Raw genomic sequence first — 20,405 nt, 5'->3', positions numbered from 1 at the left:
TAAATAAATGGAACCACTCATGGGCATGGGTGTTTTAGCACTTATGGGTGCTGCCGCAACTGTTGCCGGCACAACTGAGGATCTTGAATCTGATGTAGGATCCCAGAGTAACCCGAACTCACAAGTGCAACTGGCACCCCAGATGATGTATCCACACAGGATCTATAACAAAGCAATTTCCGGTGAACCACCATCGAATGCATTGATCTGTGCAATTGGCGGAACCGTGGCATCTGTAATGATGACCGCTGGTCTGTCCGTGGTCTTTGCTCTCGCTGTTGGTGCGCTCATTGCTACAGCAGTACATGGAACATATGCTATTACAGCATACATGGGACGTACTGCAAGTCAGAAGCGTTTCAGACAACCAATCTATCTTGATATCATCAGATCACACACGCCAGTGATCATGGGATATGCATATATTACGACATTCTGTATCCTTGTTGTATCATACATCATGGTAGCTGTTCTCGGACATCCTTTCCCACTTGCTCTCATTGCATTCATTTGGGGAATCACTGTCGGAGCTATCGGTTCATCAACCGGTGATGTTCACTATGGTGCAGAACGTGAATTCCAGAGCGTCGAGTTCGGATCCGGTCTTAATGCTGCAAACTCCGGTAACATCGTAAGGAAAGGAGAAGCAGGACTTCGTAACGGTATCGACAACTCATGGTTCTGTGCAAAGTTCGGCGGACCTGTAACCGGTCTCGCATTCGGTATGACCGTTTTCCTAAGCGGTTGGATCACAGCAGTTTTTGACCCTGCAATCAGCATCACAATGGGCTGGCTTTCAGTCATTGCAGGAGCTATTCTTGTATTACTTATGATCATCTGGAACAGAAGGATCGAAGTAGCAGCACGTAAGGCATTCGGACCTTACAAGGACGAGGAGGTAGCTGCATGATCGATATAGCAGGAATTCTCGCAGAAAATATAATTTACATAGTTATGATCACTCTCGGCGGTATGCTGATCTCATGGAGTGTTCACTTCGTACCTGTAGGTGGAGCACCTGCAGCTATGGCACAGGCAACTGGTATTGGTACCGGTACTGTCCAGCTGGCAGCAGGAGCAGGTCTTACCGGACTTGTCACCGCAGGAGCAGTTATGAACGTAAGCGACAGTCTTGCACTCGTGGTCGCATCAGGCGCAGTCGGTGCAATGATCATGATCGCAGTAACAATGATAGTCGGTACATGGGTATACGTTTACGGTGTTGGTGTACCACCTGCATCCGCAAAGGTAGACTATGACCCGATCACAAAGGACAGGCAGGACATCTACGTATCCCAGGGTACAGAGGGACACGGACTTCCAACCGTCTCATTCGTAAGCGGTGTGATCGGTGGAGCTCTCGGAGGTATCGGTGGAGCTATGATCTACTACGCACTCATGAGCACAAGCACAGGCCTGGCACACGGTGACCTTGTAGCACTTGCAAGTGTTTTCGCAGTAGGTATCTTCTTCGTGAACGCGGTAATCCCTTCATACAACATTGGAGGAACAATCGAAGGTTTCCACGACCCTAAGTTCAAGAAATGGCCAAAGGCAGTAATCGCATCCTTTGTTGCAACATTGATGTGCGCATTTGTCGGTGTAATGGCAATCGGAGGTCTCTAAAATGTCAGCAGGAGGAGCTGGTGGAGAAGCCACAGGCGGAATTCCACAGAATAACTTGATCGCTCTCGGAGCGGCTGGCGGACTTATTGCCACGTACGCAGGACACTTCCTTACACAGGGAATCGGACCAGCATTCGCATTCATTGGTGCTCTTGGAGCTATCTGTGCGATCGTATGGGGAGCAGCCGCAGTAAGACGTGTAGCAAGCTACGGCCTTGGTACCGGTGTACCATCCATTGGTATGATGGCACTCGGTATGGGAGTCGTCGCATCCATGTTCGGACTTGCCGTTGGCGGCATTGCCGGACCTATCGTCGCATTCATTGCAGCAGCAATTATCGGACTTGTCATTGGTGTACTCGCTAACAAGGTCCTTGGAATGGGTATTCCTATCATGGAGCAGTCCATGACAGAGATCGCAGGTGCAGGCGCACTTACCATCATCGGACTCAGTGTTGCAATGACAGGAACATTCATGTTCGATGCAGTACTGGAAACCGTCGTAGCAACAGGATACATCGCTGTTATCTTCATTGCAGGCGGTATGGCAATCCTTCACCCATTCAATGCAAACCTCGGTCCTGACGAACAGCAGGACAGGACACTCTCAACAGCTGTTGAGAAAGGTGCTATCGCAATGGTCGTTGCAGGTATCGTTGCAACAGTATCAAGCGGTGCATCAGCCATTCCAAGCATTGTGATCGGAATCGTGATCTGGTATGTTGCATTCAGGAAATATGTTGAGCTCGTTAACAGGGACGCATACAAGGTAATTGGAACAGGTCTCCTGCCAACCGAGGAGGAATTAGAATGAGCATGGTACACGTTGCACCAGAAGCACATCTTGTACTGGACCCACTGACATCAGTCCTTGCAGCAGAGCGTGAAGACATCATCTGCTACTCAATGGACCCAATCATGGAACAGGTAGATGAGCTTGACAAGATCGCTGATGATCTTATCAATTCACTCGCACCTGACAGGAAGCTGTTGAACTCATACCCAGGAAGGGAAGAGACATCACTCAAAGCAGGTTTCTACGGAAACACCTTCTACGGAGTTGTTGTCGGTCTCGTGTTCTCAGGTATGGTCGCACTGGCCCTTTACATACTCAGTATGATCGGAGGATTCTAATATGGCAGATAAAAGAGAACCAGTAGATGGCTGGCCAACCCTGAAAGGTGAATATGAGATAGGGGACGTAAAGAACTGCGTCGCAGTCATCACCCTTGGATCACACCTGCCAGGAGCACCTCAGTTAGAAGCAGGAGCAGCCATCACAGGTCCATGTAAGACAGAGAACCTTGGTCTGGAAAAAGTAGTTGCACAGATCATCTCAAACCCTAACATCAGGTTCCTGCTCGTAACAGGTTCCGAAGTAAAGGGTCACATTACCGGTGAAGCATTCCTTATGTTCCACAAGAACGGTGTCAGCGACAACCGTATTGTCGGAGCAAGTGGTGCTATCCCATACGTTGAGAACCTTAACGACGCAGCAGTCGAAAGGTTCCAGCAGCAGATCGAGACCGTGGACATGATCGGTACTGAAGATATGGGAAAGATCACAGCAAAGATCAAGGAACTCGCAGCAAGAGACCCAGGAGCCTTTGATGCTGAACCAATGATCGTCGAGGTCGGCGAAGGTGGCGGCGAAGAGGCAGAAGAGGTTGGCGGACTTAAGCCAATGGCAGCAGAGATCGCTACGATCAGGAACAGGATCCTCGATATTGACAGAGAGATGGTCATTGCCGGTAACTGGAACAAGTTCCACTCTGGTGTACACGCAGGTAAGGTCGAAGGTATCATGATCGGTCTTGCAATCACACTGTCACTACTTGGCCTATTGTTATTCGGGAGGTAATTGACATGGCAGAAGAAATTGAATCCGGACAGGGAGTCCCAATGGTCATCAACCCACAGATGGGTGCCATTGAAAGTGTTGTCGAAAGAATTCGATACAGGGCTCAGCTTATTGCAAGGAACCAGAAGCTTGACTCCGGAGTTAATGCCACAGCTGCAACCGGTTTCATTGTCGGTTTCGCATTCGCAGTGCTGATGGTACTGATACTCCCATTGATCATCTGGCAGATAGGTGGTGTAATATGAGCGACGGAAAGAACACAACACCAAGTGTTGTAACAGACCCTGCAGATTTCAACGAGGTTCTTGAGAAGCTCAATGAGATCGACGAGAAGATCGAATTCGTAAACAGTGAGATCGCACAGAGGATCGGAAAGAAGGTAGGAAGGGATATAGGAATCGTATACGGTGCAGTAGCAGGTATATTGATGTTCCTCATCTACATTTCATTGTCCCCGATACTCATCTGATAAGAGGTAATAACATGTTCAAATTTGACAAGAAACAGGAAGTATACGAGGTTGGTGGCGTCAAGTTCGGCGGTCAGCCTGGCCAGTACCCAACAGTTCTTATCGGTTCAATGTTCTACAACAGGCACAACATCGTAACCGATGAAGATGAGGGAATTTTCAACAAGGAAGCAGCAGACAATCTCTGGAACCACATGCTTGAGATGGCAGACGTCACAGGTAACCCATGTGTTAACCAGATCGTCGGTGAAACACCACAGGCAATCAAGAAGTACATCGACTGGTTCATTGCAGAGGATGACAAGACCCCATTCCTTATCGACTCTTCCGCAGGTGAAGTACGTGCTGCAGCAGCAGAATACGTAACAGAGATCGGTGTAGCTGACAGGGCTATCTACAACTCCATCAACGGTAGTATCCACGAGGATGAGATCGAGGCTATCAGAAAGAGTGACATCGATGCTTCAATCGTCCTTGCTTTCAACGCAACAGACCCAACCGTCAAAGGAAAGCTCGAGGTTCTCGAGTCCGGCGGTCCAGGTCAGAGCATGGGTATGCTCGACATCGCAAAGGACTGTGGAATCACAAAGCCACTCGTAGATGTTGCTGCAACTCCACTCGGAGCAGGTGCAGGTGCATCCATGAGAGCAGTCATTGCTGTAAAGGGACACTTCGGTCTCCCTGTCGGTGGTGGATACCACAACCTTGCATCCGCATGGGACTGGATGAAGGAATACAAGAAGCAGTTCGAGACAAAGGAACAGCGCAAGGCAGTTTACATGCCAGCAGATATCGGAACAAACCTTGTCCCACAGACACTCGGTTCCAACTTCCAGCTGTTCGGTCCTATCGAGAACACTGACACAGTCTACCCAGCAACCGCACTGGTAGACATCATCCTTGCTGAGACCGCAAAAGAGCTCGGTCTCGAGATCATGGATGAGAACCACCCAATCAACAAACTGGTTTAAACAAACCAGTTTTCTTTTTTCTCTTTTTTTACATTATTTTTGACCTTTGCCTTAATCCTGAAATCGTTAACAGGATCATAAAACCAATAAAGCCTAATCTATTTGATAGCAAAATAAAACTATAATAAAAAAAGGCACATTTTAAGAGGATTGTTTCTACAGTTTGATTTAATTACAAATAATGAGCCAAAATAATTTATCCGGCAGAATCATTGCCACTATAATAATCCTTGCAATCATAACGTTACTTCTTGGTCTGCTATTATTAGGAAGATAATCGGATGCCAGAGAAATGGTCCATACGCAGGGATCAGATTACCAATTCCGGCAGACAGCAACAAGATCTCAAAATGCAAAGAGAGTGATAACTAAAAAAATAGTAAGAAAGAAGAGGAGGCTATATGCCACATTTTCTTTTTTTATTCTTTCTTTCTGCTCTCGAAATAGAAGACCTTCATTCTGACAGGATCTTCATAAGGAAATCAGTATTAACTACGGCATTCAGGTCGATGCCCAGTTCCTCAACAGAAAAACCAAGGGCCAATCCCAGAAGCTGTGTATAGTGAAGTACAGGAATGTTGTGAGAGGTACCATTCTTCGCATTAAGGTCCACCTGCCCCACATCCAGCTGCATGTGGCAGAAAGGACATGCATTTACGATGCAGTCAACCTCTGCAGATTCGATCATTGACAGCTTGTGTCCTGTAAGCGCAAGAGCTTCGTCAGGTAATGCGGAACGCACACCTCCGCCGGCACCGCAGCACTCCATCTTATCAGGATACTCAACGCTTTCCGCACCTGTTGCTTCAACAAGCTCATCAAAGAACGATGGCCTTTCGACACTTGAACCCACACGTCCTTTAGATGGTTTCAGAAGGTGGCACCCATAGTGCACTGCAACCCTCAGCTCCAGAGGATCTATGACAACATCACGGATCTTTTCAGGACCAACATCCCTGTGCAGGAATTCGGTAATATGACGAACCTCATGGTCGCCTTTGATGCTTCTACCGATCTGCCCAAGATGGGAGTTTACATCCTTTCTAAGCTGCTCATCTGCCCTGATCTCGTAATTTGCATCAGCAAGTGAACCGTAGCACCCATTGCAGATGGTCAGCAGGTCGCGGTCCACCTCTTCGGATAATGCAATATTCCTGCTGGCAAGGGCAAGCCAGGTAGCCTTGTCAAAGGAGCGAAGCACTCCCGGAGCAGGACAACATGACGCGCCTTCAAGATCTACAAAATCTATGCCCAGCTTCTCAAGGCAGAGCCTTGTGCTCTTTTCAATACCCGGATAGCGGTTAGGGATCACACATCCCAGAAAAAGTGACAGGTTTGCCATATCTTGATCTCCCCTAGATAAAAACATCATTTTTCGGACATTAGTTCATCGAACCTGCAGGATGCCATCAGTTTCTTTACCTCTTCCAGCCCCTCAGGGAAACTGTGAACTGTGGGTGGCAGTGGATCAAGTCCCAATGCATCTCTTTTTGCCCTGTTCTCCTCATTGATAGGAACAGCATGGCCGTATTCCAGAAGCAATTCACTCACCATCCTGTGTTCAGGGTAAATGATGCCTTCACGCACAGCAAGCGCACGCATCTCAAATATAGCATCAACAATATCAATGCCTCTTGGACACCTCTCCTGGCAATTGTAGCAGGTTGTGCACATCCAGAGCGAATCATCAGAAAGTACCCCGGCGTCATTGCGTGCTTTCTTCAGAAGCTTTCTGACATTGAGGCTTGTATGCCTTCCCGACGGGCAGCTACCGCTACAAACACCGCAGTGCATGCATTTTAAGATCCCGGAGCCGGTCTTTTCCATACGGGAGATCAGGTTCGGTTCATTTCTGAGAGACATCAATGGGAGTTAAAAGCTCATACATTATAAATTATGCTATTGTACACTTTGGTGCAAACCGTGAAGAGCAATAGTTATATTCGAGAACATTTATAAGATTTATATACTCTTGCTTGCAGAAAACAACCTGAGTTCACAGGAGACTGCAAAAAGAGGAACAAAAGGCATTGATCAAAGGCAATTGTGATGGGGAGATACCACATGTCAGAAATGCCAGACACCATTTTTGATGGTGACGAAAAAGAAGAATTTGACCAATCTATTTGTTCAAAATATCAAATTAGGGGAAAATATTAAATAATATAAGACGGAATGAGGTTTCTGTATTCCCCGAAGGAAGTGCAGATATGACAAACTCTGAGAAAAAGATACAGACCAAGGAAGAAGTACTGGATGCAGTTATCGAATGTGACGTGAAGTTCATCAGGACACAGTTCACCGACACATTGGGAATGATCAAGAGCTGGGCGATCCCTTCAGAGAACCTGGAAGATGCATTCAATGACGGTGTTATGTTCGACGGATCCTCCATAGAGGGATTCACAAGGATCGAGGAATCAGACATGATGCTCATGCCTGACCCGGCAACCTTCAACATACTCCCATGGAGACCATCCGAAGGTGCAGTAGCACGAATCATAGGTGATGTCAAACTGCCAGACGGAACACCGTTCGAAGGAGACCCCAGATACATCCTCAAAAAAGCTATCCAGCGCGCAAAGGACATGGGTTTCACCATGAACGTAGGGCCCGAACTGGAATTCTTCCTTTTCAAGCTCGACGAGAACGGAAATGCCACTACCGAAATGACCGACTACGGCGGATACTTCGACTTCGCCCCACTTGACAGGGCACAGGATGTCCGCAGGGAGATCGACTACGCACTTGAGCACATGGGCTTCAAGCTGGAGGCTTCCCACCATGAGGTCGCTCCCTCACAGCACGAGATCGACTTCAGGTTCGGAGATGTCCTTACAACAGCAGACAATGTTGTGACCTTCAAATACGTGGTCAAATCCATTGCATACCACAAAGGCTATTATGCCAGCTTCATGCCAAAGCCGGTCTATGGAGTGAACGGCTCAGGAATGCACGCAAACCAGTCCCTTATGACAGAGGACGGTAAGAACGCATTCTACGACCCGGAGACAAAGAACGGCCTTTCTGAGATTGCAAGGCACTACATCGGAGGTCTTCTTGACCATGTCAGCGAGATTGCAGCCATCACGAATCCCGTGGTCAACTCATACAAGCGTCTCGTGCCCGGTTATGAGGCACCGATATACATCACATGGTCCGACAGCAACAGGAGCTCGCTTATCCGCATCCCTGCTACAAGAGGTATGGGAACCCGTGTGGAACTGAGGAACCCTGACCCGTCATGTAACCCTTACCTGGCATTTGCAGTGATGCTGGAAGCAGGTCTTGACGGTATAAGGAACAAGATCGATCCAGGAGAATCCCTCAAGATGAACATCTTCAAGCTTAGTGAACAGGAAAGAGAGGACATGGGGATCGACGCACTCCCGGGCAACCTGAAAGAAGCTATCGATAACATGAAAAAGAGCAAATTCGTGAGAAATGCTCTTGGAGACCATGTCTTTGAGAATTACCTCGCTGCAAAGACTGCGGAGTGGGACAACTACAAGGCACGTGTACATCAATGGGAGCTTGACACGTACCTGAGCATATTGTAAGGGGCTTTCCCCTTACACCCTCCGCCCTGATATGAAAAATGCTGATTATACGAATTTAACAAGGTGATGAAAATGTGTGGAATAATAGGTGTGATCGACAGGAAAAGGGCACTAATGGATGGATCCAGCATTCGCGATGCACTAAGCCTTATGAATGAAAGGGGGAGTGGCGAGGGTGCAGGTTATGCTGCATACGGCATCTACCCCGATTACCAGGACTGTTATGCGATCCACGTCTTCTTTGACAACCTTGTGGAACCAAAGGCAAAGGTTGACCATATGCTCCAGAAATGGGGAAGGATCGTCCACCAGGAAGCTATCCCTACATACGAGCAGGAAAACCTCAAAAGGACCCACATCCCCTGGAGATATTTCTTCAAGCCTTACAGTGACCTGATGTCAGGAAGCACAACCCCGGATGACGATGTCATCAAGCACATTGTAATGGAAACGAATTCCAATATCCAGGGTGCCCTGATATTCTCATCCGGAAAGAACATGGGAGTTTTCAAGGCTGCCGGCTGGCCTGAGGATGTTGCCAACTTCTATCGCATCCAGGACTACAAAGGATACATCTGGCTTGCACACAACCGTTATCCCACAAACACACCCGGATGGTGGGGAGGAGCACATCCATTCAACCTTCTTGACTGGGCGGTGGTGCACAATGGAGAGATCACATCATACGGTACCAACAGACGTTATGTGGAAAGCCATGGGTACACCTGCAGCATGTTCACCGATACCGAGGTGGTAGCATACCTTTTCGACCTCCTCGGAAGGAGGCACGGACTCCCGGAGGACATTGTTGTGAAGGCACTTGCACCACCTTTCTGGGATGAGATCGACAACATGCCTGAAAAGGAGCAGGAGCTAAACCATGCCATCCGCCTCACCTACGGGCCCGCCCTCATGAACGGACCGTTCGCAATTGTGGTGGCTACACATGAAGGAATAGTAGGATTTACAGACAGGATCAAGCTCAGACCGCTGGTCATCGGAGAGAATGGGAACCGCCTTTACATTTCAAGTGAGGAAGCTGCCATCCGCGTGATGGACCCCGATATCCATAACATCTACATGCCAAGAGCGGGAGAACCTGTTATAGGGAGGATCAAAACATGAGCCTTGGAAGTGTACCGCTTAAGTACAAGGTCAGCATCGACCGTGAACAATGCATGCACTGTATGCGTTGTATCGATAACTGTTCGTATGGAGTGTTCCACAGGGAAGATGACAGGATCATTATCGATTCACGCAAATGTACAGCATGTCATCACTGCATCTCCATGTGTCCCAGGGATGCCATATCCCTTCAGGAAAGGCCGGTAGACTATCGCAGCCATCCACTCTGGACCGCTGAGGCACGTGAGGATATCATCAACCAGGCACGTACCGGAAAGATCATCCTGTCAGGAATGGGAAATGCAAAACCATACCCGGTGATCTTCGACAGGCTTGTTCTCGATGCATGTCAGGTAACGAACCCGAGCATAGATCCTCTTCGTGAACCAATGGAGCTTCGCACATATCTTGGTAAAAAGCCATCAAAGCTGGAGATCAAAAAGAAGGACAATGGCGATATAGAACTGCTGACCAAACTCACCCCCAACCTCAAGCTTGAGACCCCTATCATGATAGGCCACATGAGCTACGGCGCTATCAGCCTCAACGCACAGCTAAGCCTTGCGAAAGCTGTGGAGAAGACCGGAACATTCATGGGAACCGGCGAAGGAGGTCTCCATAAGGCGATCTACCCATACCAGAAGAACATGATCGTACAGGTGGCATCCGGTCGTTTCGGTGTTGACATCAACTACCTGGAAAGGGGAGCCGCTATTGAGATCAAGATCGGCCAGGGTGCAAAGCCGGGTATAGGAGGACACCTTCCCGGAGAAAAGGTGTGTCAGGACGTATCCTGCACCCGTATGATACCCCTGGGAAGTGACGCTATCAGCCCTGCGCCGCACCATGACATATACAGTATCGAAGACCTCGCACAGCTTGTGAGAAGTCTCAAGGAAGCTACCGAATGGAAGAAACCTGTGTTCGTAAAGATCGCAGCTGTCCACAATGCTGCGGCAATTGCAGCAGGTATCGCACGATCCTCAGCAGACGCCGTTGTAATTGACGGATTCCGCGGAGGTAGCGGAGCAACGCCAAAGGTCTTCAGGGACAATGTTGGCATCCCTATCGAAGCAGCTGTTGCAAGCGTTGACCAGAAGCTCAAGGACCAGGGTATCAGGAACAAGATCTCGGTAATTGCAAGCGGAGGTATCCGCAACAGTGCAGATATTGCAAAATCCATAGCCCTCGGAGCAGATGCAGTCTACATCGGAACAGGTGCACTCATCGCAATGGGCTGCCGTGTATGCGGCCAGTGCTACAGAGGCATGTGCCCCTGGGGTATCGCAACCCAGAGGCCGGACCTCGTTGAGCGCCTGGACCCCGAGGTCGAGTCCGAGCATGTAGCAAACCTCATCCGCTCATGGACGCTTGAGCTCAGTGAGCTGATGGGAGCTGCCGGAATTAACAGTATAGAAAGTTTGAGAAGCAACAGAAGTCGCCTGAGAGGCTATATGCTGGACGAAGGTACGCTGGATGTCCTGCAGGTTAAGCCGGTGGGGGCCTGATAACATGAAAAAAGTAGAGATCGATGCAAAGGACATCCACTATACACCGCTGAATGAGATGATAAGGGAGGCTGTAAAGAAAGGTGCAGAGGAGATAGTCCTGAACAATGTAATAGGACAGCGATTCATTGCTGACGGTCTGAAAGGTGATGTCAGGATAACCATCAATGGAGTTGCCGGAGGAGACCTCGGAATGTTCATGAACGGGCCTACCTGCATCGTCAACGGGAACTGCGACCATGCCCCAGGCAACACAATGGACAGTGGAACTATAATTGTCCATGGAAGCACCGGAGATGCCGCAGCACACAGTATGCGCGGCGGAAAACTTTTCGTGGAGAAGAACATCGGATACCGCGGCGGGATCCACATGAAGCAATACGAGGAGGAACACCGCCCCGTTCTTGTAGTGGGAGGAACTGCACATTCCTTCCTGGGAGAATACATGGCCGGCGGACTTATCCTTGTGCTCGGAATAGGACAGGACAAACCTGTGGTTGACCGTGGGATAGGCAGTGGTATCCACGGAGGAATGATCGTTGTCCGCGGAGAGGTAAAAGACGAGCTTCTGGGGATCGGTGCTAAAAAAGCAAGGTTCGGAGAAAAAGAGCTTGAGATGATAACCCCATACGTGGAAGAGTTCTGTGAACATTTCAATATGGATCCATCAGGACTGCTGGATATGAACTACACCTGTATAGTACCTGCAAGCATCAGGCCGTTCGCAGGCAAGTACACCTGGGAGTGATAACATGTATGACAAGAACTATACTGATCTGGAGAACAGTGTGTGGCATACCGGGAAGTGTGCATGTTGTGGTGCCTGTGTTGCAGTGTGCCCGGCAAACTCACTTTTCTTTGAAACAGGAGAGAATTCAACACACCCGATGAATGACGGATACTGCAAATCAGAGAATGACGGCGTCCCCTGCGGTGCCTGCTATGAGATCTGTCCCAGAGTGAACGAAAGGAAGATCGAGACAATCGGAAATTCCATTGACATAGTGTCCGCTTCAGCAAACTTCGATGTTGAGAAGAAACAGAGCGGAGGTGCGGTCACCGCGATCCTCATGAACGCACTGGAACAGGAGCTTGTTGACGCAGTGATCACCGTTACTGAGGACCCCTGGAGCCTTAAGCCAAAGTCAATACTGATCACCTCCAGCGAGATGATAGCAAAGCAGGCTGGCAGCCGGTACAACTGGTGGATACCGCTACTTTCTGCCCTGAAGGAAGCAGTGATCACAAAAAAGTACCGCAATATAGCGATAGTGGGAGTACCTTGCGTCGTCCAGGCGATCAGTCAGATGCGTAAAAGTGAGCACGATCTGATACGTCCCTTCAGGGATTCCATAAGGTTGATGATCGGCCTGTTCTGTACTGAGACGTTCGACTATGAGAAAATGGTTGAAGGAAAGTTCAAAAAGGAAATGGGGATAGACCCCTGGCAGATCAAACGCCTTGATATTCCCGGAAAACTGGAGATCACAACAGAGAGAGGGGAGGTCCATACGATCCCGCTTTCCGAAGTAGAGGACTGCATACGCCCCGGTTGTGCCATCTGTACCGACCTGACAGCCCCTGGCGCGGATATTTCCGCAGGGTCCATTGGAAGCCCGGGAGGAGAAACCACACTGATAATACGCACACCGGTGGGGAACAAGTTCTTCATGAGCGCAGTTGATGAAGGAAAACTTACCGTATCGGATAATGTGGACCTGAAGCCCATAGAAGCACTCGCTAACAAGAAAGCTAAAAGAAAAGCATGATCCATGAAAGATATCAGGCATATGTGCCTGATACTTTCCCTTTCGCCAATTGCTGCAAGCTATTACTTTCAGTGTGCTCACAGCAGATACTAATAATAGGTAGAACATAACGGCATACGAAGTTGGAGAAAGTGTCGATGCCTGCATATACCGTTACCGAACTGAACAATTTTATCAGGAATATCCTGACAACTGATCCGAACCTGAATAATATATGGCTACAGGGAGAGATCTCAAATCTAACTAAACATAGTTCAGGACATTACTATTTTACTATCAAGGATGAAAAGAGCCAGATAAGCTGTGTAAGCTTCCGGTCTGTTAACAGGACACTTCGTTTTGAGCCTGAAAAGAACATGAAGGTCCTTGTATTCGGCTCTATTGACGTATACACCATCCGGGGTCAGTACCAGTTACGGGTACTGGATATGCGGCCTGACGGGATAGGAGAATTATACAAAGCTTACGAGCAGCTCAAGGAAAAGCTTGAGAAGGAGGGACTGTTCAGCCCCATCCACAAGCAATCCATCCCGAAGTTCCCGAAGAAAATAGGTGTTGCAACCTCTCCCACAGGGGCCGCAATACATGATATACTTAATGTGATCGGACGCAGATACCCTGTTGACATACTGCTTTCCCCGACAATAGTACAGGGAGAGAGGTCTGCTGAAAGTATCGCAAGGTCCATTGAACTGCTTAACAGGACCGATGTTGACGTGATCATAGTGGGTCGTGGAGGAGGATCACTTGAAGACCTGTGGTCCTTTAATGAGGAAGCAGTTGCCAGAGCGATCTTCAATTCGAAAAAACCTATTGTTTCAGCGGTTGGACATGAAACCGATTTTACGATATCTGATTTTACGGCAGACCTGCGGGCACCAACGCCTTCTGCTGCTGCAGAACTTGTGGTCCCTGACAAAAGTGAGGTCAAAAGACATCTCAAGAACCTGTCCCAGAGGATGGAGAGCGAAATAGGACATCTGATATATGAAAAGAAGAGACATCTGGAATACCTTAAGGAAAAGATCGAACCCGAGCATTTCATGGACATCCTGAGACAGGATTACCAGCACCTTGATGAGCTCACAGCAAAATTGACATCATCCATTGAGAGGATCGTAGAGAAAAAGACATCAGAGCTCAGGCTTCAGGCATCCAGGCTCAATTCGGTAAGTCCCCTGAACACCATCAGCAGAGGATACAGTATTGCAGTATCCACTGAAAGCGGGAAGGTCATCAAGGAAGTTTGCGGCATAAAGAAAGAAGATGAGATCGATGTGATCGTCAGCGATGGGATACTGGAATGCGGTGTAAAGAATATAAAGGCTGACAGGAAGAAGTACCTGTCATTTGAGAGGTGAAACGCATGGCAAATACAGACAATATCGAAAAAAGCTGTGAAGATAATATTGGCGAACTCACATTCGAAGAAGCTCTCGAGGAGCTGGAAACAATTGTCGAGCATCTTGAAAGAGGGCAACTCACACTGGACGACAGCATAGGGACATTCGAGAAAGGAATGAGACTGGCACTCCTCTGTAACCAGAAGATCGAGGCTTCTGAAAAGAAGATAGAGATGCTCATAGAAAAGAACGGGAAGCTCACGACTGAACCTTTCAGTGAAACAGAATGATCAGGGAATATAAAAGGGACATAAATACAGGATATTCTTTTTATACACCTTAGGAACATAAAATCAAGAAATTATAAGTAACCCTTTATCCATATGGAAAATTACAATGTCAGAAGTTCAAAATTTGTCATGTTGTATCGATGGTCTTGATGACATCCTGGGAGGCTTCAGGAAACCATCTATTATATTGATCGCAGGTACGGCAGGAGTTGGCAAGACCACAATGGCACTTCAGATGCTATCGAATGCTGCAAAAAAGGGAGAGAAGACACTATACATTCCCCTTACAACAGAGACTACCGGTAAGGAAGAGAGACTACATTCCATATACCCGTTCCTTGATGATAACGTCATGGTATACCCAATAAGCAGGCCTGCAGCTGAAAAGGACCCATTGAGCACATTGATAGACATTGGAAATGTGATCACATCGGAAAATCCTGACCGTCTGGTAATTGATCCGATAACACCCATTGGATTTGGTTTTGTCGAACAGGAAAGAAGACGCTTCTTCTACACCCTGGATTCAATGCTCAAGGAATCGAATGCCTTTGTCATGCTCACCGGAGAACTTCTGGAAGACCAGATACACGGAAATGTCGCCAGCCATCTTACAGACGGGATCATCTACCTCTCAAAAGAGAACTCAGGATATCATACTGCCCATAAACTGAGGGTTCTGAAGATGCTTGGGATAGAGCCTGAAAGCCGGGCAAAGTGTACAGCCCGCGAATACAGTTATGATGTAAGCTCAGGAGGATTTACAGCATACCCCCGTCTGATCGTGGAAAGCGTAGACAGTCTTACAGAGACAAAGATAAAATCCGGAAATGAGAACTTTGACCTTATGCTCCACGGCGGAATGATCGCAGGCAACAGCGTGCTTATTGCAGGTGAACCAGGGACCGGAAAAAGTATATTCGGATGGCATTTCCTTATCGAAGGACTGAAGAACGGGGAAAATAGCATATTAGTAACATACAACGAACTTCCACAACAGATCATCCGTGAAGCAGGAAAATTCGGATGTGACATGCAAAAGTATGTAGATTCAGGAACACTGAAATTCATACACGCAAACCCGGAGGACATTCATCCGGATGAGCATGCCACAAGGATAAAAGAACTTGTGGAAAGCATGGGGGCTACAAGGCTTTTTGTGGATGGACTGATCAACCTTGAGATAACATTCCCGGATATTATCAAACTCCGCGGATACCTCCAGAGACTTACATCCTACCTTAAGACAAAAGGAGTGACATCGGTAATTACCACTGAGATGTCCTCACAGGAAAATGACAGGATCATGAGCAAGGATGCCTCATTTATTGTGGATACTGTTGTTACGGTCAGACAGGTCGTATACTCAAATGAAGTTAAGAGGTATATCAGGATAATCAAGTGCAAAGGTTCCAAACATGCACTTAACATGCGTGAGTACGCAATATCAGATACTGGAATAGAGATCAACTGTGATGTTATCCATTAAAGGATAATATTAAAAACAAAAATGTGAGAGATAGTAAATAACTCTCATAGTACTTTTTTATCAGATAGAATGAATTGATCTCTCAATAGTGGTACCAAGCTCCGTGAGGGAGTACATTCCGTCATTTTCGCTCAGCATTTCCTTTTCTACAAGCTCGGCAAGTATCCTGTCAACGGATGGTTTTACCACATGCATATTCTTTGCAATACGTGCTGCATCCATCTCCCCTTTGGAGCCAAGAAGAGCCAGTAATTTCTGCCGGTTCTTATTACCGGTCACAAAACCCATTAGTTCATCCATGAAATCACCATAACAGTATATAGCGCTACATTATATAGATATTTACTTACAATAAACATGCAGTACACTATATTTTACATCCTGTAAAGGCCCATTATATAAAAACATACCAATAATCCATAATTCAGAACGTCAGAGAGGAATACTTTTATTACCTGTAAGGCATATGTATGCCTTGACGGGCTAGTCTGGGTAGGCCGGCGTTACCTGTAACCCGAAATCGCCGATATGCGGGAGACGAAGCCAAAAGACGTTGTTTTAATCATTTCCAAACCTGTGATCTCAACTGAGAAGCCCCGTCCTGCTTGGATGGCGTTGGTAGAAGAACTAATTGGAGAATTGGTTCTTTTATCTTTACTGTGGGAACCAGTCGAGGCCCGGAAGGGAGCAGACCTACCGTGGACGCTTGTCGCTTGTAGGGCTGCGGGGTGGAGGAGAGGTCACAGATCATTTGGTTGTGTGAGGAACAGCAACTCGCGGCGTGCCCGTCACTTTGAACTTCAAACGAAAAGCATTAAATATTGCTATTGCCTTTTAGGTGCAGGCATGGTAATAACATGCTGATACGATGACGAGATAGCCAAGCCCGGTATGGCGCAGGATTGCTAATCCTGTGGTGCCTTGCACCTCGGGGGTTCGAATCCCCCTCTCGTCGCTTTTTTATACATAATTATACCCATAATGGAACATATAATTCAGATATAACCATTGCAGGCGAATATCATGCCAAAAACAAAACCAACTATCACCGTACTCAGTGAAATGCCTGAAGAAAAGGAAATACCTGTACAGACACCCAGCGCATGCGGTGGCTGTTCAGGCGGCACGTGCGGAGCCTTTGGTATCAGAGCAGGATCTGAAAAAGATGTTGTGATCAGGAACCTTCTGATCTTTGCGATCATGGGACTTGGAATGATACTTGCAGCATACCTTATTGTCAGGCTCCTGAACATTGTTACAGGCAATTAATCTGATTTACCGCCAGATCTGTAAGGATAGCGCATTTCTTTCCCACATTTAAGGCAGGTTATTGTCATATACCTGCCATGAAGCCTTATCCTCGAACTGCTGCCCGGTACGAGAAAAGAGTGGCAATCCTTGCAGATCCTGCGCTTCAGAAATGAGGGAAACCTTACACGATACCTCATAGCAATGCGTCTTGCCAGAGATATATACCGGTTACTCCTTTCCGGGCTGGTGGCATAACTTTCTTCTGCAAGCCTGAAAAGATATTCTATCCTCTGGCCTGCAATGTCCTTTATAAGGTTCTTTTGATCCTTCTTTTTTCGTGCCATACAAAAATACCTATGAGTATTACACTTCCCCCGGTTACCTGTCCTGGAGAATTATAACTTCTATATCAGGAGCCTTTTCGTTCACAAGTTCCTTAAACCTTTGCGGATCAGCCTCAGTTCCCTCCACACAACCATAATGCATTGGGATCGCAACCCGCGGACCGATCATCGCGGCAACTTCCGATGCGTCTTCTTCGCCCATCGTATAGGCCTCACTAATAGGCAGAAGGACAACGTCCGCCTTAATGTCCTTCATTTCCGGAATGAGGTCTGAATCCCCTGCATGGTATATCCTGATCCCGTCAAGTTCCACGATATATCCCACCCCATCCCCGCGTGGATGGTTAGGCTTTTGCAGATTATATGCAGGCACCACTTCGATGTTAACGCCTTTTATCGCGAGGGCACCGTCCAGGATATCGCCTTCAATTACCCTCCTTGCATCGCCCCTGAACTTTAAGCTCATATTCTCAGGAATGAGAGTTGTTGTCATACTACCACGCACCTGCCTTATCGATTCAGGATTGCAGTGATCAAAATGTTCGTGTGTAAGCAGAATTATATCCGCACCTTCCCCGACATCGAGGTCATCCGGAACCACATAAGGATCTATGAATATGACCCTGCCCTGTCCCTTCAATAGGAAACCGGCATGACCAAGCCACTCTATAAGGACGCTACCGACCTGTATACTTCTCATAAAATACTCTCCATGAAACCATTACATCAATGAAACTTCACCTTAGTCCGAATGTGAGAACAACACAATGTCTTTTAAAACTGCCGAATTCCTTTACACAAAATCCCCATCAGATGATAAAACCGCGTAATTTTTTGAAAAATTGCTCGATAATCTTTATATAGAAGAGAGTATTGTATATACAACAAGGAGTTGTGTGTAAATATATTTGAAAATGACCGCGAGAATATTTACATACTCTAAAAAAAGGACGTGACTAAAAATGAAGATCAGAGTTGTAAGTTCAAAAGAAGAGATCCAGTCATTAAGCGAGAACGAAGAGATTGTCCACCTTGCATTCAGACCATCAAACACAGACATCTTCTCACTGGTTGTAAAATGCCCGGGTGTTAAAGCACTGCACATCCCAAGCTCATACAAGAAAACAATATCAAAGTCTGCCAAGATGTACCTTGAGATGCAGGGGATCGATCTTCTCGAAGGTGACGTATGGGGTCACAGAAAAGACATCAACGAATACTCTGAGGTTTCACAGAGCGTATATGACCGCATAAAGGACTACAGGAACGAAGGCCTTTCCGAAGAAGAGATCAATGAGAAAATGGTCAGGGAAACAAGGCTCAGTCCAGATTTCATCGAATTCCTTATGAAGCAGTAAATACTGCCCATTTAAAAAACGACAAAAAGCTGAAAAACGAATGGGACTGCCTGAAAAATGGCAGCCTCCACCACCTTTTTTGATTGTGATCCAATTTAACTCAATTCAATTCAATCACAAATAGTTCGATCTGAGAGATCCATTAAACTGATTATCAGACCTATTCACCGACCATCTGAACAACCACTTTACGGGACCGTGGTTTGTTATCCAGATCTATGAAAATGATCTGCTGCCAGGTTCCAAGAAGGAGCCGGCCATCGATCAAAGGGAATGACTCGCTCTGCCCCAGAAGGGACGCACGCACGTGTGAATGACCATTACCATCATGCCATCGTTCATTGTGCTTATATTCAATATCCAGGGGTGCAATACGTTCAAGTGCCTGCTGCAGGTCATGGATAAGTCCCGGTTCATACTCAAGAGTTGTAACTGCAACAGTAGAACCTGCTGCAAAAACAGTAACAATACCATTACCAATGCCAGAAGAGCTCACCAGGCCAATGACATCTTCAGTTATATCAATGATCTGAGAATCGCCTGTTGTCCCATATTTCAGATATCCCGTCTGAACCGCCATGACATTCACCTTTTAGACAGACCTCAGGAGTCTTTTTGCCTTATACAGCCTTTTTATTCCATACGAGTGATCTGGATACCGGCAAATGATACCGCAAGTACGAAAAGCATAAGAGCTCCTGTAAAACCATAACCCTGCGGGTCAATTCCAGTACGATGCACAAGTATCAGCAGTATAATGAACATGAGAACAGAACCTATACCCAGAACGATCTCCATTATTTTCTTTTCCATAATACCCTAAATTACATCATTGATACATCAATGTAACGCCGACCTGAAAAGAACAACATTTTAAAGATGCCAATAATATCTAAATGAAAAGACATAATATGTTATGATATGACAGATTTCGAGAGGGAACTTGTACAGTCGTTCAATACTTTTTTTGAAGAGAACAACATAAGGGGGATAGCGCACCGCCTTAAACAGCACCGCTTCACGCCGCAGTTCCTGGATGTCCTGGTAGACTCCCTGAACCCGGACTACTACATCGGAATAGAATGCAAGAGCATATCGGTTGAAAAGGGAGCCAACGCACTCTACTTTACCCAACATTTTACAGTGGACAAAAAAGGTGCACATCAGATAGACCGCATATCCGAATTCCTGAGGAGGTCCGGCAGGACCGGATATCTGGCAGTAGAACTTAGAATGGGCACGGGATGTGCAAGAAAGGCACACATAATCCCATGGGATGAACTCTACAAGAGGTTCCATGACGAAGAATCCCGAAAATACACAATTGAAGAGATACAGACATACCCACCGATCGAAAGGAAAGGCGGGCATTACCTCATCGAACCTCAAAAATGGAGAGGCGGGGAGAGGATCATTGAATAAAATACCATAATGGAGTTCA

26 protein-coding genes, 1 tRNA gene and 1 other RNA gene are annotated in these 20,405 nt (G+C 47.0%); 21 read left to right on the top strand and 7 right to left on the bottom strand.

Annotated elements, in window-relative coordinates; genetic code table 11:
* The first annotated feature begins 7 nt into the window (after positions 1 to 7).
* Genes mtrE through mtrH form a run of 8 tightly spaced genes read left to right on the top strand, consistent with a single transcriptional unit; the run spans position 8 to position 4,927 of the window.
* Entirely contained in the window at positions 8 to 910 is a 903-nt protein-coding gene (gene mtrE, locus ACR3I3_RS04100) for a tetrahydromethanopterin S-methyltransferase subunit E (protein ID WP_440953295.1), read from the top strand.
* Positions 911 to 915: 5 nt separating this feature from the next.
* Positions 916 to 1,626 carry a tetrahydromethanopterin S-methyltransferase subunit D gene (gene mtrD / locus ACR3I3_RS04095; RefSeq protein ID WP_440953743.1) on the top strand — a complete coding sequence of 237 codons (711 nt, stop codon included), beginning with the start codon at positions 916 to 918 and terminating at the stop codon, positions 1,624 to 1,626.
* A gap of 1 nt (position 1,627) precedes the next feature.
* Entirely contained in the window at positions 1,628 to 2,440 is an 813-nt protein-coding gene (gene mtrC / locus ACR3I3_RS04090) for a tetrahydromethanopterin S-methyltransferase subunit MtrC (RefSeq protein ID WP_440953294.1), read from the top strand.
* Positions 2,437 to 2,760 carry a tetrahydromethanopterin S-methyltransferase subunit B gene (locus tag ACR3I3_RS04085; protein WP_440953293.1) on the top strand — a complete coding sequence of 108 codons (324 nt, stop codon included), beginning with the start codon at positions 2,437 to 2,439 and terminating at the stop codon, positions 2,758 to 2,760. Before mtrC ends, ACR3I3_RS04085 begins: the two co-directional genes overlap by 4 nt.
* A 1-nt stretch (position 2,761) precedes the next feature.
* Positions 2,762 to 3,487, top strand: a complete 726-nt coding sequence (mtrA, locus tag ACR3I3_RS04080) for a tetrahydromethanopterin S-methyltransferase subunit A (RefSeq protein ID WP_440953292.1) — start codon at positions 2,762 to 2,764, stop codon at positions 3,485 to 3,487.
* A 5-nt stretch (positions 3,488 to 3,492) separates the two neighbouring features.
* Positions 3,493 to 3,732 (top strand): tetrahydromethanopterin S-methyltransferase subunit F, encoded by a 240-nt coding sequence (locus ACR3I3_RS04075; RefSeq protein WP_440953291.1) that lies wholly within the window; start codon positions 3,493 to 3,495, stop codon positions 3,730 to 3,732.
* Positions 3,729 to 3,956 carry a tetrahydromethanopterin S-methyltransferase subunit MtrG gene (mtrG, locus tag ACR3I3_RS04070; RefSeq protein WP_440953290.1) on the top strand — a complete coding sequence of 76 codons (228 nt, stop codon included), beginning with the start codon at positions 3,729 to 3,731 and terminating at the stop codon, positions 3,954 to 3,956. The genes ACR3I3_RS04075 and mtrG overlap by 4 nt, the downstream gene beginning before the upstream one ends.
* Positions 3,957 to 3,970: 14 nt before the next feature.
* Positions 3,971 to 4,927 carry a tetrahydromethanopterin S-methyltransferase subunit H gene (gene mtrH, locus ACR3I3_RS04065; RefSeq protein ID WP_440953289.1) on the top strand — a complete coding sequence of 319 codons (957 nt, stop codon included), beginning with the start codon at positions 3,971 to 3,973 and terminating at the stop codon, positions 4,925 to 4,927.
* Positions 4,928 to 5,381: 454 nt separating this feature from the next.
* Here mtrH and hdrB read toward each other — a convergent pair whose 3' ends face one another.
* The gene (gene hdrB / locus ACR3I3_RS04060) at positions 5,382 to 6,269 is read right to left on the bottom strand and encodes a CoB--CoM heterodisulfide reductase subunit B (protein WP_440953288.1); all 888 of its coding nucleotides are present in this window, start codon (positions 6,267 to 6,269) and stop codon (positions 5,382 to 5,384) included.
* A gap of 26 nt (positions 6,270 to 6,295) precedes the next feature.
* Positions 6,296 to 6,790 (bottom strand): CoB--CoM heterodisulfide reductase subunit C, encoded by a 495-nt coding sequence (gene hdrC, locus ACR3I3_RS04055; RefSeq protein WP_440953287.1) that lies wholly within the window; start codon positions 6,788 to 6,790, stop codon positions 6,296 to 6,298.
* Positions 6,791 to 7,137: 347 nt separating this feature from the next.
* Here hdrC and glnA point away from each other — a divergent pair, with 347 nt between their 5' ends.
* The 8 genes from glnA to ACR3I3_RS04015 all read left to right on the top strand — a co-directional run bounded on the left by glnA (position 7,138) and on the right by ACR3I3_RS04015 (position 16,011).
* A complete protein-coding gene (gene glnA, locus ACR3I3_RS04050; protein ID WP_440953286.1) occupies positions 7,138 to 8,487 on the top strand; it encodes a type I glutamate--ammonia ligase in 1,350 nt (449 codons plus the stop codon).
* A gap of 72 nt (positions 8,488 to 8,559) precedes the next feature.
* Positions 8,560 to 9,612: a class II glutamine amidotransferase gene (locus ACR3I3_RS04045; RefSeq protein ID WP_440953285.1), complete on the top strand. Its 1,053-nt coding sequence runs from the start codon at positions 8,560 to 8,562 to the stop codon at positions 9,610 to 9,612.
* Positions 9,609 to 11,120, top strand: coding sequence for a glutamate synthase-related protein (locus ACR3I3_RS04040; RefSeq protein WP_440953284.1), 1,512 nt, complete (start codon positions 9,609 to 9,611; stop codon positions 11,118 to 11,120). Before ACR3I3_RS04045 ends, ACR3I3_RS04040 begins: the two co-directional genes overlap by 4 nt.
* Positions 11,121 to 11,124: 4 nt before the next feature.
* The gene (locus tag ACR3I3_RS04035; RefSeq protein ID WP_440953283.1) at positions 11,125 to 11,868 is read left to right on the top strand and encodes a hypothetical protein; all 744 of its coding nucleotides are present in this window, start codon (positions 11,125 to 11,127) and stop codon (positions 11,866 to 11,868) included.
* A gap of 4 nt (positions 11,869 to 11,872) precedes the next feature.
* The gene (locus ACR3I3_RS04030) at positions 11,873 to 12,889 is read left to right on the top strand and encodes a Coenzyme F420 hydrogenase/dehydrogenase, beta subunit C-terminal domain (RefSeq protein ID WP_440953282.1); all 1,017 of its coding nucleotides are present in this window, start codon (positions 11,873 to 11,875) and stop codon (positions 12,887 to 12,889) included.
* Positions 12,890 to 13,026: 137 nt separating this feature from the next.
* Positions 13,027 to 14,250 carry an exodeoxyribonuclease VII large subunit gene (gene xseA / locus ACR3I3_RS04025; protein WP_440953281.1) on the top strand — a complete coding sequence of 408 codons (1,224 nt, stop codon included), beginning with the start codon at positions 13,027 to 13,029 and terminating at the stop codon, positions 14,248 to 14,250.
* Between the two features lie 5 nt (positions 14,251 to 14,255).
* Complete coding sequence (xseB, locus tag ACR3I3_RS04020) at positions 14,256 to 14,522, top strand: exodeoxyribonuclease VII small subunit (protein WP_440953280.1); 267 nt, start codon at positions 14,256 to 14,258, stop codon at positions 14,520 to 14,522.
* A 106-nt stretch (positions 14,523 to 14,628) separates the two neighbouring features.
* Positions 14,629 to 16,011, top strand: coding sequence for an RAD55 family ATPase (locus tag ACR3I3_RS04015; RefSeq protein ID WP_440953279.1), 1,383 nt, complete (start codon positions 14,629 to 14,631; stop codon positions 16,009 to 16,011).
* 60 nt (positions 16,012 to 16,071) lie between these two features.
* Here ACR3I3_RS04015 and ACR3I3_RS04010 read toward each other — a convergent pair whose 3' ends face one another.
* The gene (locus ACR3I3_RS04010; RefSeq protein WP_440953278.1) at positions 16,072 to 16,311 is read right to left on the bottom strand and encodes a transcriptional regulator; all 240 of its coding nucleotides are present in this window, start codon (positions 16,309 to 16,311) and stop codon (positions 16,072 to 16,074) included.
* A gap of 176 nt (positions 16,312 to 16,487) precedes the next feature.
* Here ACR3I3_RS04010 and ffs point away from each other — a divergent pair.
* From ffs to ACR3I3_RS03995, 3 genes are all read left to right on the top strand, one after another.
* Positions 16,488 to 16,802, top strand: an RNA gene (gene ffs / locus ACR3I3_RS04005) — signal recognition particle sRNA.
* A 79-nt stretch (positions 16,803 to 16,881) separates the two neighbouring features.
* Positions 16,882 to 16,966: transfer RNA gene (locus ACR3I3_RS04000), tRNA-Ser, on the top strand.
* A 68-nt stretch (positions 16,967 to 17,034) separates the two neighbouring features.
* The gene (locus ACR3I3_RS03995; protein WP_440953277.1) at positions 17,035 to 17,280 is read left to right on the top strand and encodes a hypothetical protein; all 246 of its coding nucleotides are present in this window, start codon (positions 17,035 to 17,037) and stop codon (positions 17,278 to 17,280) included.
* On the opposite strand, the gene ACR3I3_RS03990 is transcribed toward ACR3I3_RS03995, so the two are convergent.
* Positions 17,277 to 17,606 (bottom strand): ribonuclease P protein component 4, encoded by a 330-nt coding sequence (locus tag ACR3I3_RS03990; protein ID WP_440953276.1) that lies wholly within the window; start codon positions 17,604 to 17,606, stop codon positions 17,277 to 17,279. The two genes, ACR3I3_RS03995 and ACR3I3_RS03990, sit on opposite strands and share 4 nt — an antisense overlap.
* A gap of 34 nt (positions 17,607 to 17,640) precedes the next feature.
* Positions 17,641 to 18,306: an MBL fold metallo-hydrolase gene (locus ACR3I3_RS03985; protein ID WP_440953275.1), complete on the bottom strand. Its 666-nt coding sequence runs from the start codon at positions 18,304 to 18,306 to the stop codon at positions 17,641 to 17,643.
* Positions 18,307 to 18,568: 262 nt separating this feature from the next.
* Here ACR3I3_RS03985 and ACR3I3_RS03980 point away from each other — a divergent pair, with 262 nt between their 5' ends.
* A complete protein-coding gene (locus tag ACR3I3_RS03980) occupies positions 18,569 to 18,964 on the top strand; it encodes a DUF1699 family protein (RefSeq protein WP_440953274.1) in 396 nt (131 codons plus the stop codon).
* 160 nt (positions 18,965 to 19,124) lie between these two features.
* Here the strand turns inward: ACR3I3_RS03980 and ACR3I3_RS03975 are convergent, their stop codons facing one another.
* Positions 19,125 to 19,544 (bottom strand): secondary thiamine-phosphate synthase enzyme YjbQ, encoded by a 420-nt coding sequence (locus tag ACR3I3_RS03975; RefSeq protein ID WP_440953273.1) that lies wholly within the window; start codon positions 19,542 to 19,544, stop codon positions 19,125 to 19,127.
* 53 nt (positions 19,545 to 19,597) lie between these two features.
* On the bottom strand, positions 19,598 to 19,777 hold the full coding sequence (locus ACR3I3_RS03970) for a hypothetical protein (RefSeq protein WP_440953272.1): 180 nt from the start codon (positions 19,775 to 19,777) through the stop codon (positions 19,598 to 19,600).
* Positions 19,778 to 19,885: 108 nt separating this feature from the next.
* Between ACR3I3_RS03970 and ACR3I3_RS03965 the strand changes: the two genes are divergently transcribed.
* Entirely contained in the window at positions 19,886 to 20,386 is a 501-nt protein-coding gene (locus ACR3I3_RS03965) for a hypothetical protein (RefSeq protein ID WP_440953271.1), read from the top strand.
* The last annotated feature ends 19 nt before the right edge of the window (positions 20,387 to 20,405 follow it).

This window comes from Methanococcoides mangrovi, from assembly GCF_052057775.1.
In the GTDB taxonomy this organism is placed as follows: domain Archaea; phylum Halobacteriota; class Methanosarcinia; order Methanosarcinales; family Methanosarcinaceae; genus Methanococcoides.
The sequence above is the reverse complement of the archived record's forward strand: the minus strand, read 5'-3'. Positions and strand labels throughout refer to the sequence as shown.

Excerpts from the sequence above, each read along its gene's own strand:
- xseB (WP_440953280.1), top strand. The coding sequence starts at position 14,256 with ATGGCAAATACAGACAATATCGAAAAAAGCTGTGAAGATAATATTGGC.
- ACR3I3_RS03995 (WP_440953277.1), top strand. The coding sequence starts at position 17,035 with ATGCCAAAAACAAAACCAACTATCACCGTACTCAGTGAAATGCCTGAA.
- ACR3I3_RS04030 (WP_440953282.1), top strand. The coding sequence starts at position 11,873 with ATGTATGACAAGAACTATACTGATCTGGAGAACAGTGTGTGGCATACC.
- glnA (WP_440953286.1), top strand. The coding sequence starts at position 7,138 with ATGACAAACTCTGAGAAAAAGATACAGACCAAGGAAGAAGTACTGGAT.
- ACR3I3_RS03975 (WP_440953273.1), bottom strand. The coding sequence starts at position 19,544 with ATGGCGGTTCAGACGGGATATCTGAAATATGGGACAACAGGCGATTCT.
- ACR3I3_RS04045 (WP_440953285.1), top strand. The coding sequence starts at position 8,560 with ATGTGTGGAATAATAGGTGTGATCGACAGGAAAAGGGCACTAATGGAT.
- ACR3I3_RS04040 (WP_440953284.1), top strand. The coding sequence starts at position 9,609 with ATGAGCCTTGGAAGTGTACCGCTTAAGTACAAGGTCAGCATCGACCGT.
- ACR3I3_RS03985 (WP_440953275.1), bottom strand. The coding sequence starts at position 18,306 with ATGAGAAGTATACAGGTCGGTAGCGTCCTTATAGAGTGGCTTGGTCAT.
- ACR3I3_RS03970 (WP_440953272.1), bottom strand. The coding sequence starts at position 19,777 with ATGGAAAAGAAAATAATGGAGATCGTTCTGGGTATAGGTTCTGTTCTC.
- ACR3I3_RS04035 (WP_440953283.1), top strand. The coding sequence starts at position 11,125 with ATGAAAAAAGTAGAGATCGATGCAAAGGACATCCACTATACACCGCTG.
- mtrC (WP_440953294.1), top strand. The coding sequence starts at position 1,628 with ATGTCAGCAGGAGGAGCTGGTGGAGAAGCCACAGGCGGAATTCCACAG.
- hdrC (WP_440953287.1), bottom strand. The coding sequence starts at position 6,790 with ATGTCTCTCAGAAATGAACCGAACCTGATCTCCCGTATGGAAAAGACC.
- ACR3I3_RS03990 (WP_440953276.1), bottom strand. The coding sequence starts at position 17,606 with ATGGCACGAAAAAAGAAGGATCAAAAGAACCTTATAAAGGACATTGCA.
- xseA (WP_440953281.1), top strand. The coding sequence starts at position 13,027 with ATGCCTGCATATACCGTTACCGAACTGAACAATTTTATCAGGAATATC.
- mtrH (WP_440953289.1), top strand. The coding sequence starts at position 3,971 with ATGTTCAAATTTGACAAGAAACAGGAAGTATACGAGGTTGGTGGCGTC.
- mtrE (WP_440953295.1), top strand. The coding sequence starts at position 8 with ATGGAACCACTCATGGGCATGGGTGTTTTAGCACTTATGGGTGCTGCC.
- mtrA (WP_440953292.1), top strand. The coding sequence starts at position 2,762 with ATGGCAGATAAAAGAGAACCAGTAGATGGCTGGCCAACCCTGAAAGGT.
- ACR3I3_RS03980 (WP_440953274.1), top strand. The coding sequence starts at position 18,569 with ATGAAGATCAGAGTTGTAAGTTCAAAAGAAGAGATCCAGTCATTAAGC.
- ACR3I3_RS03965 (WP_440953271.1), top strand. The coding sequence starts at position 19,886 with ATGACAGATTTCGAGAGGGAACTTGTACAGTCGTTCAATACTTTTTTT.
- ACR3I3_RS04075 (WP_440953291.1), top strand. The coding sequence starts at position 3,493 with ATGGCAGAAGAAATTGAATCCGGACAGGGAGTCCCAATGGTCATCAAC.
- ACR3I3_RS04010 (WP_440953278.1), bottom strand. The coding sequence starts at position 16,311 with ATGGATGAACTAATGGGTTTTGTGACCGGTAATAAGAACCGGCAGAAA.
- ACR3I3_RS04085 (WP_440953293.1), top strand. The coding sequence starts at position 2,437 with ATGAGCATGGTACACGTTGCACCAGAAGCACATCTTGTACTGGACCCA.
- mtrG (WP_440953290.1), top strand. The coding sequence starts at position 3,729 with ATGAGCGACGGAAAGAACACAACACCAAGTGTTGTAACAGACCCTGCA.
- ACR3I3_RS04015 (WP_440953279.1), top strand. The coding sequence starts at position 14,629 with ATGTCAGAAGTTCAAAATTTGTCATGTTGTATCGATGGTCTTGATGAC.
- hdrB (WP_440953288.1), bottom strand. The coding sequence starts at position 6,269 with ATGGCAAACCTGTCACTTTTTCTGGGATGTGTGATCCCTAACCGCTAT.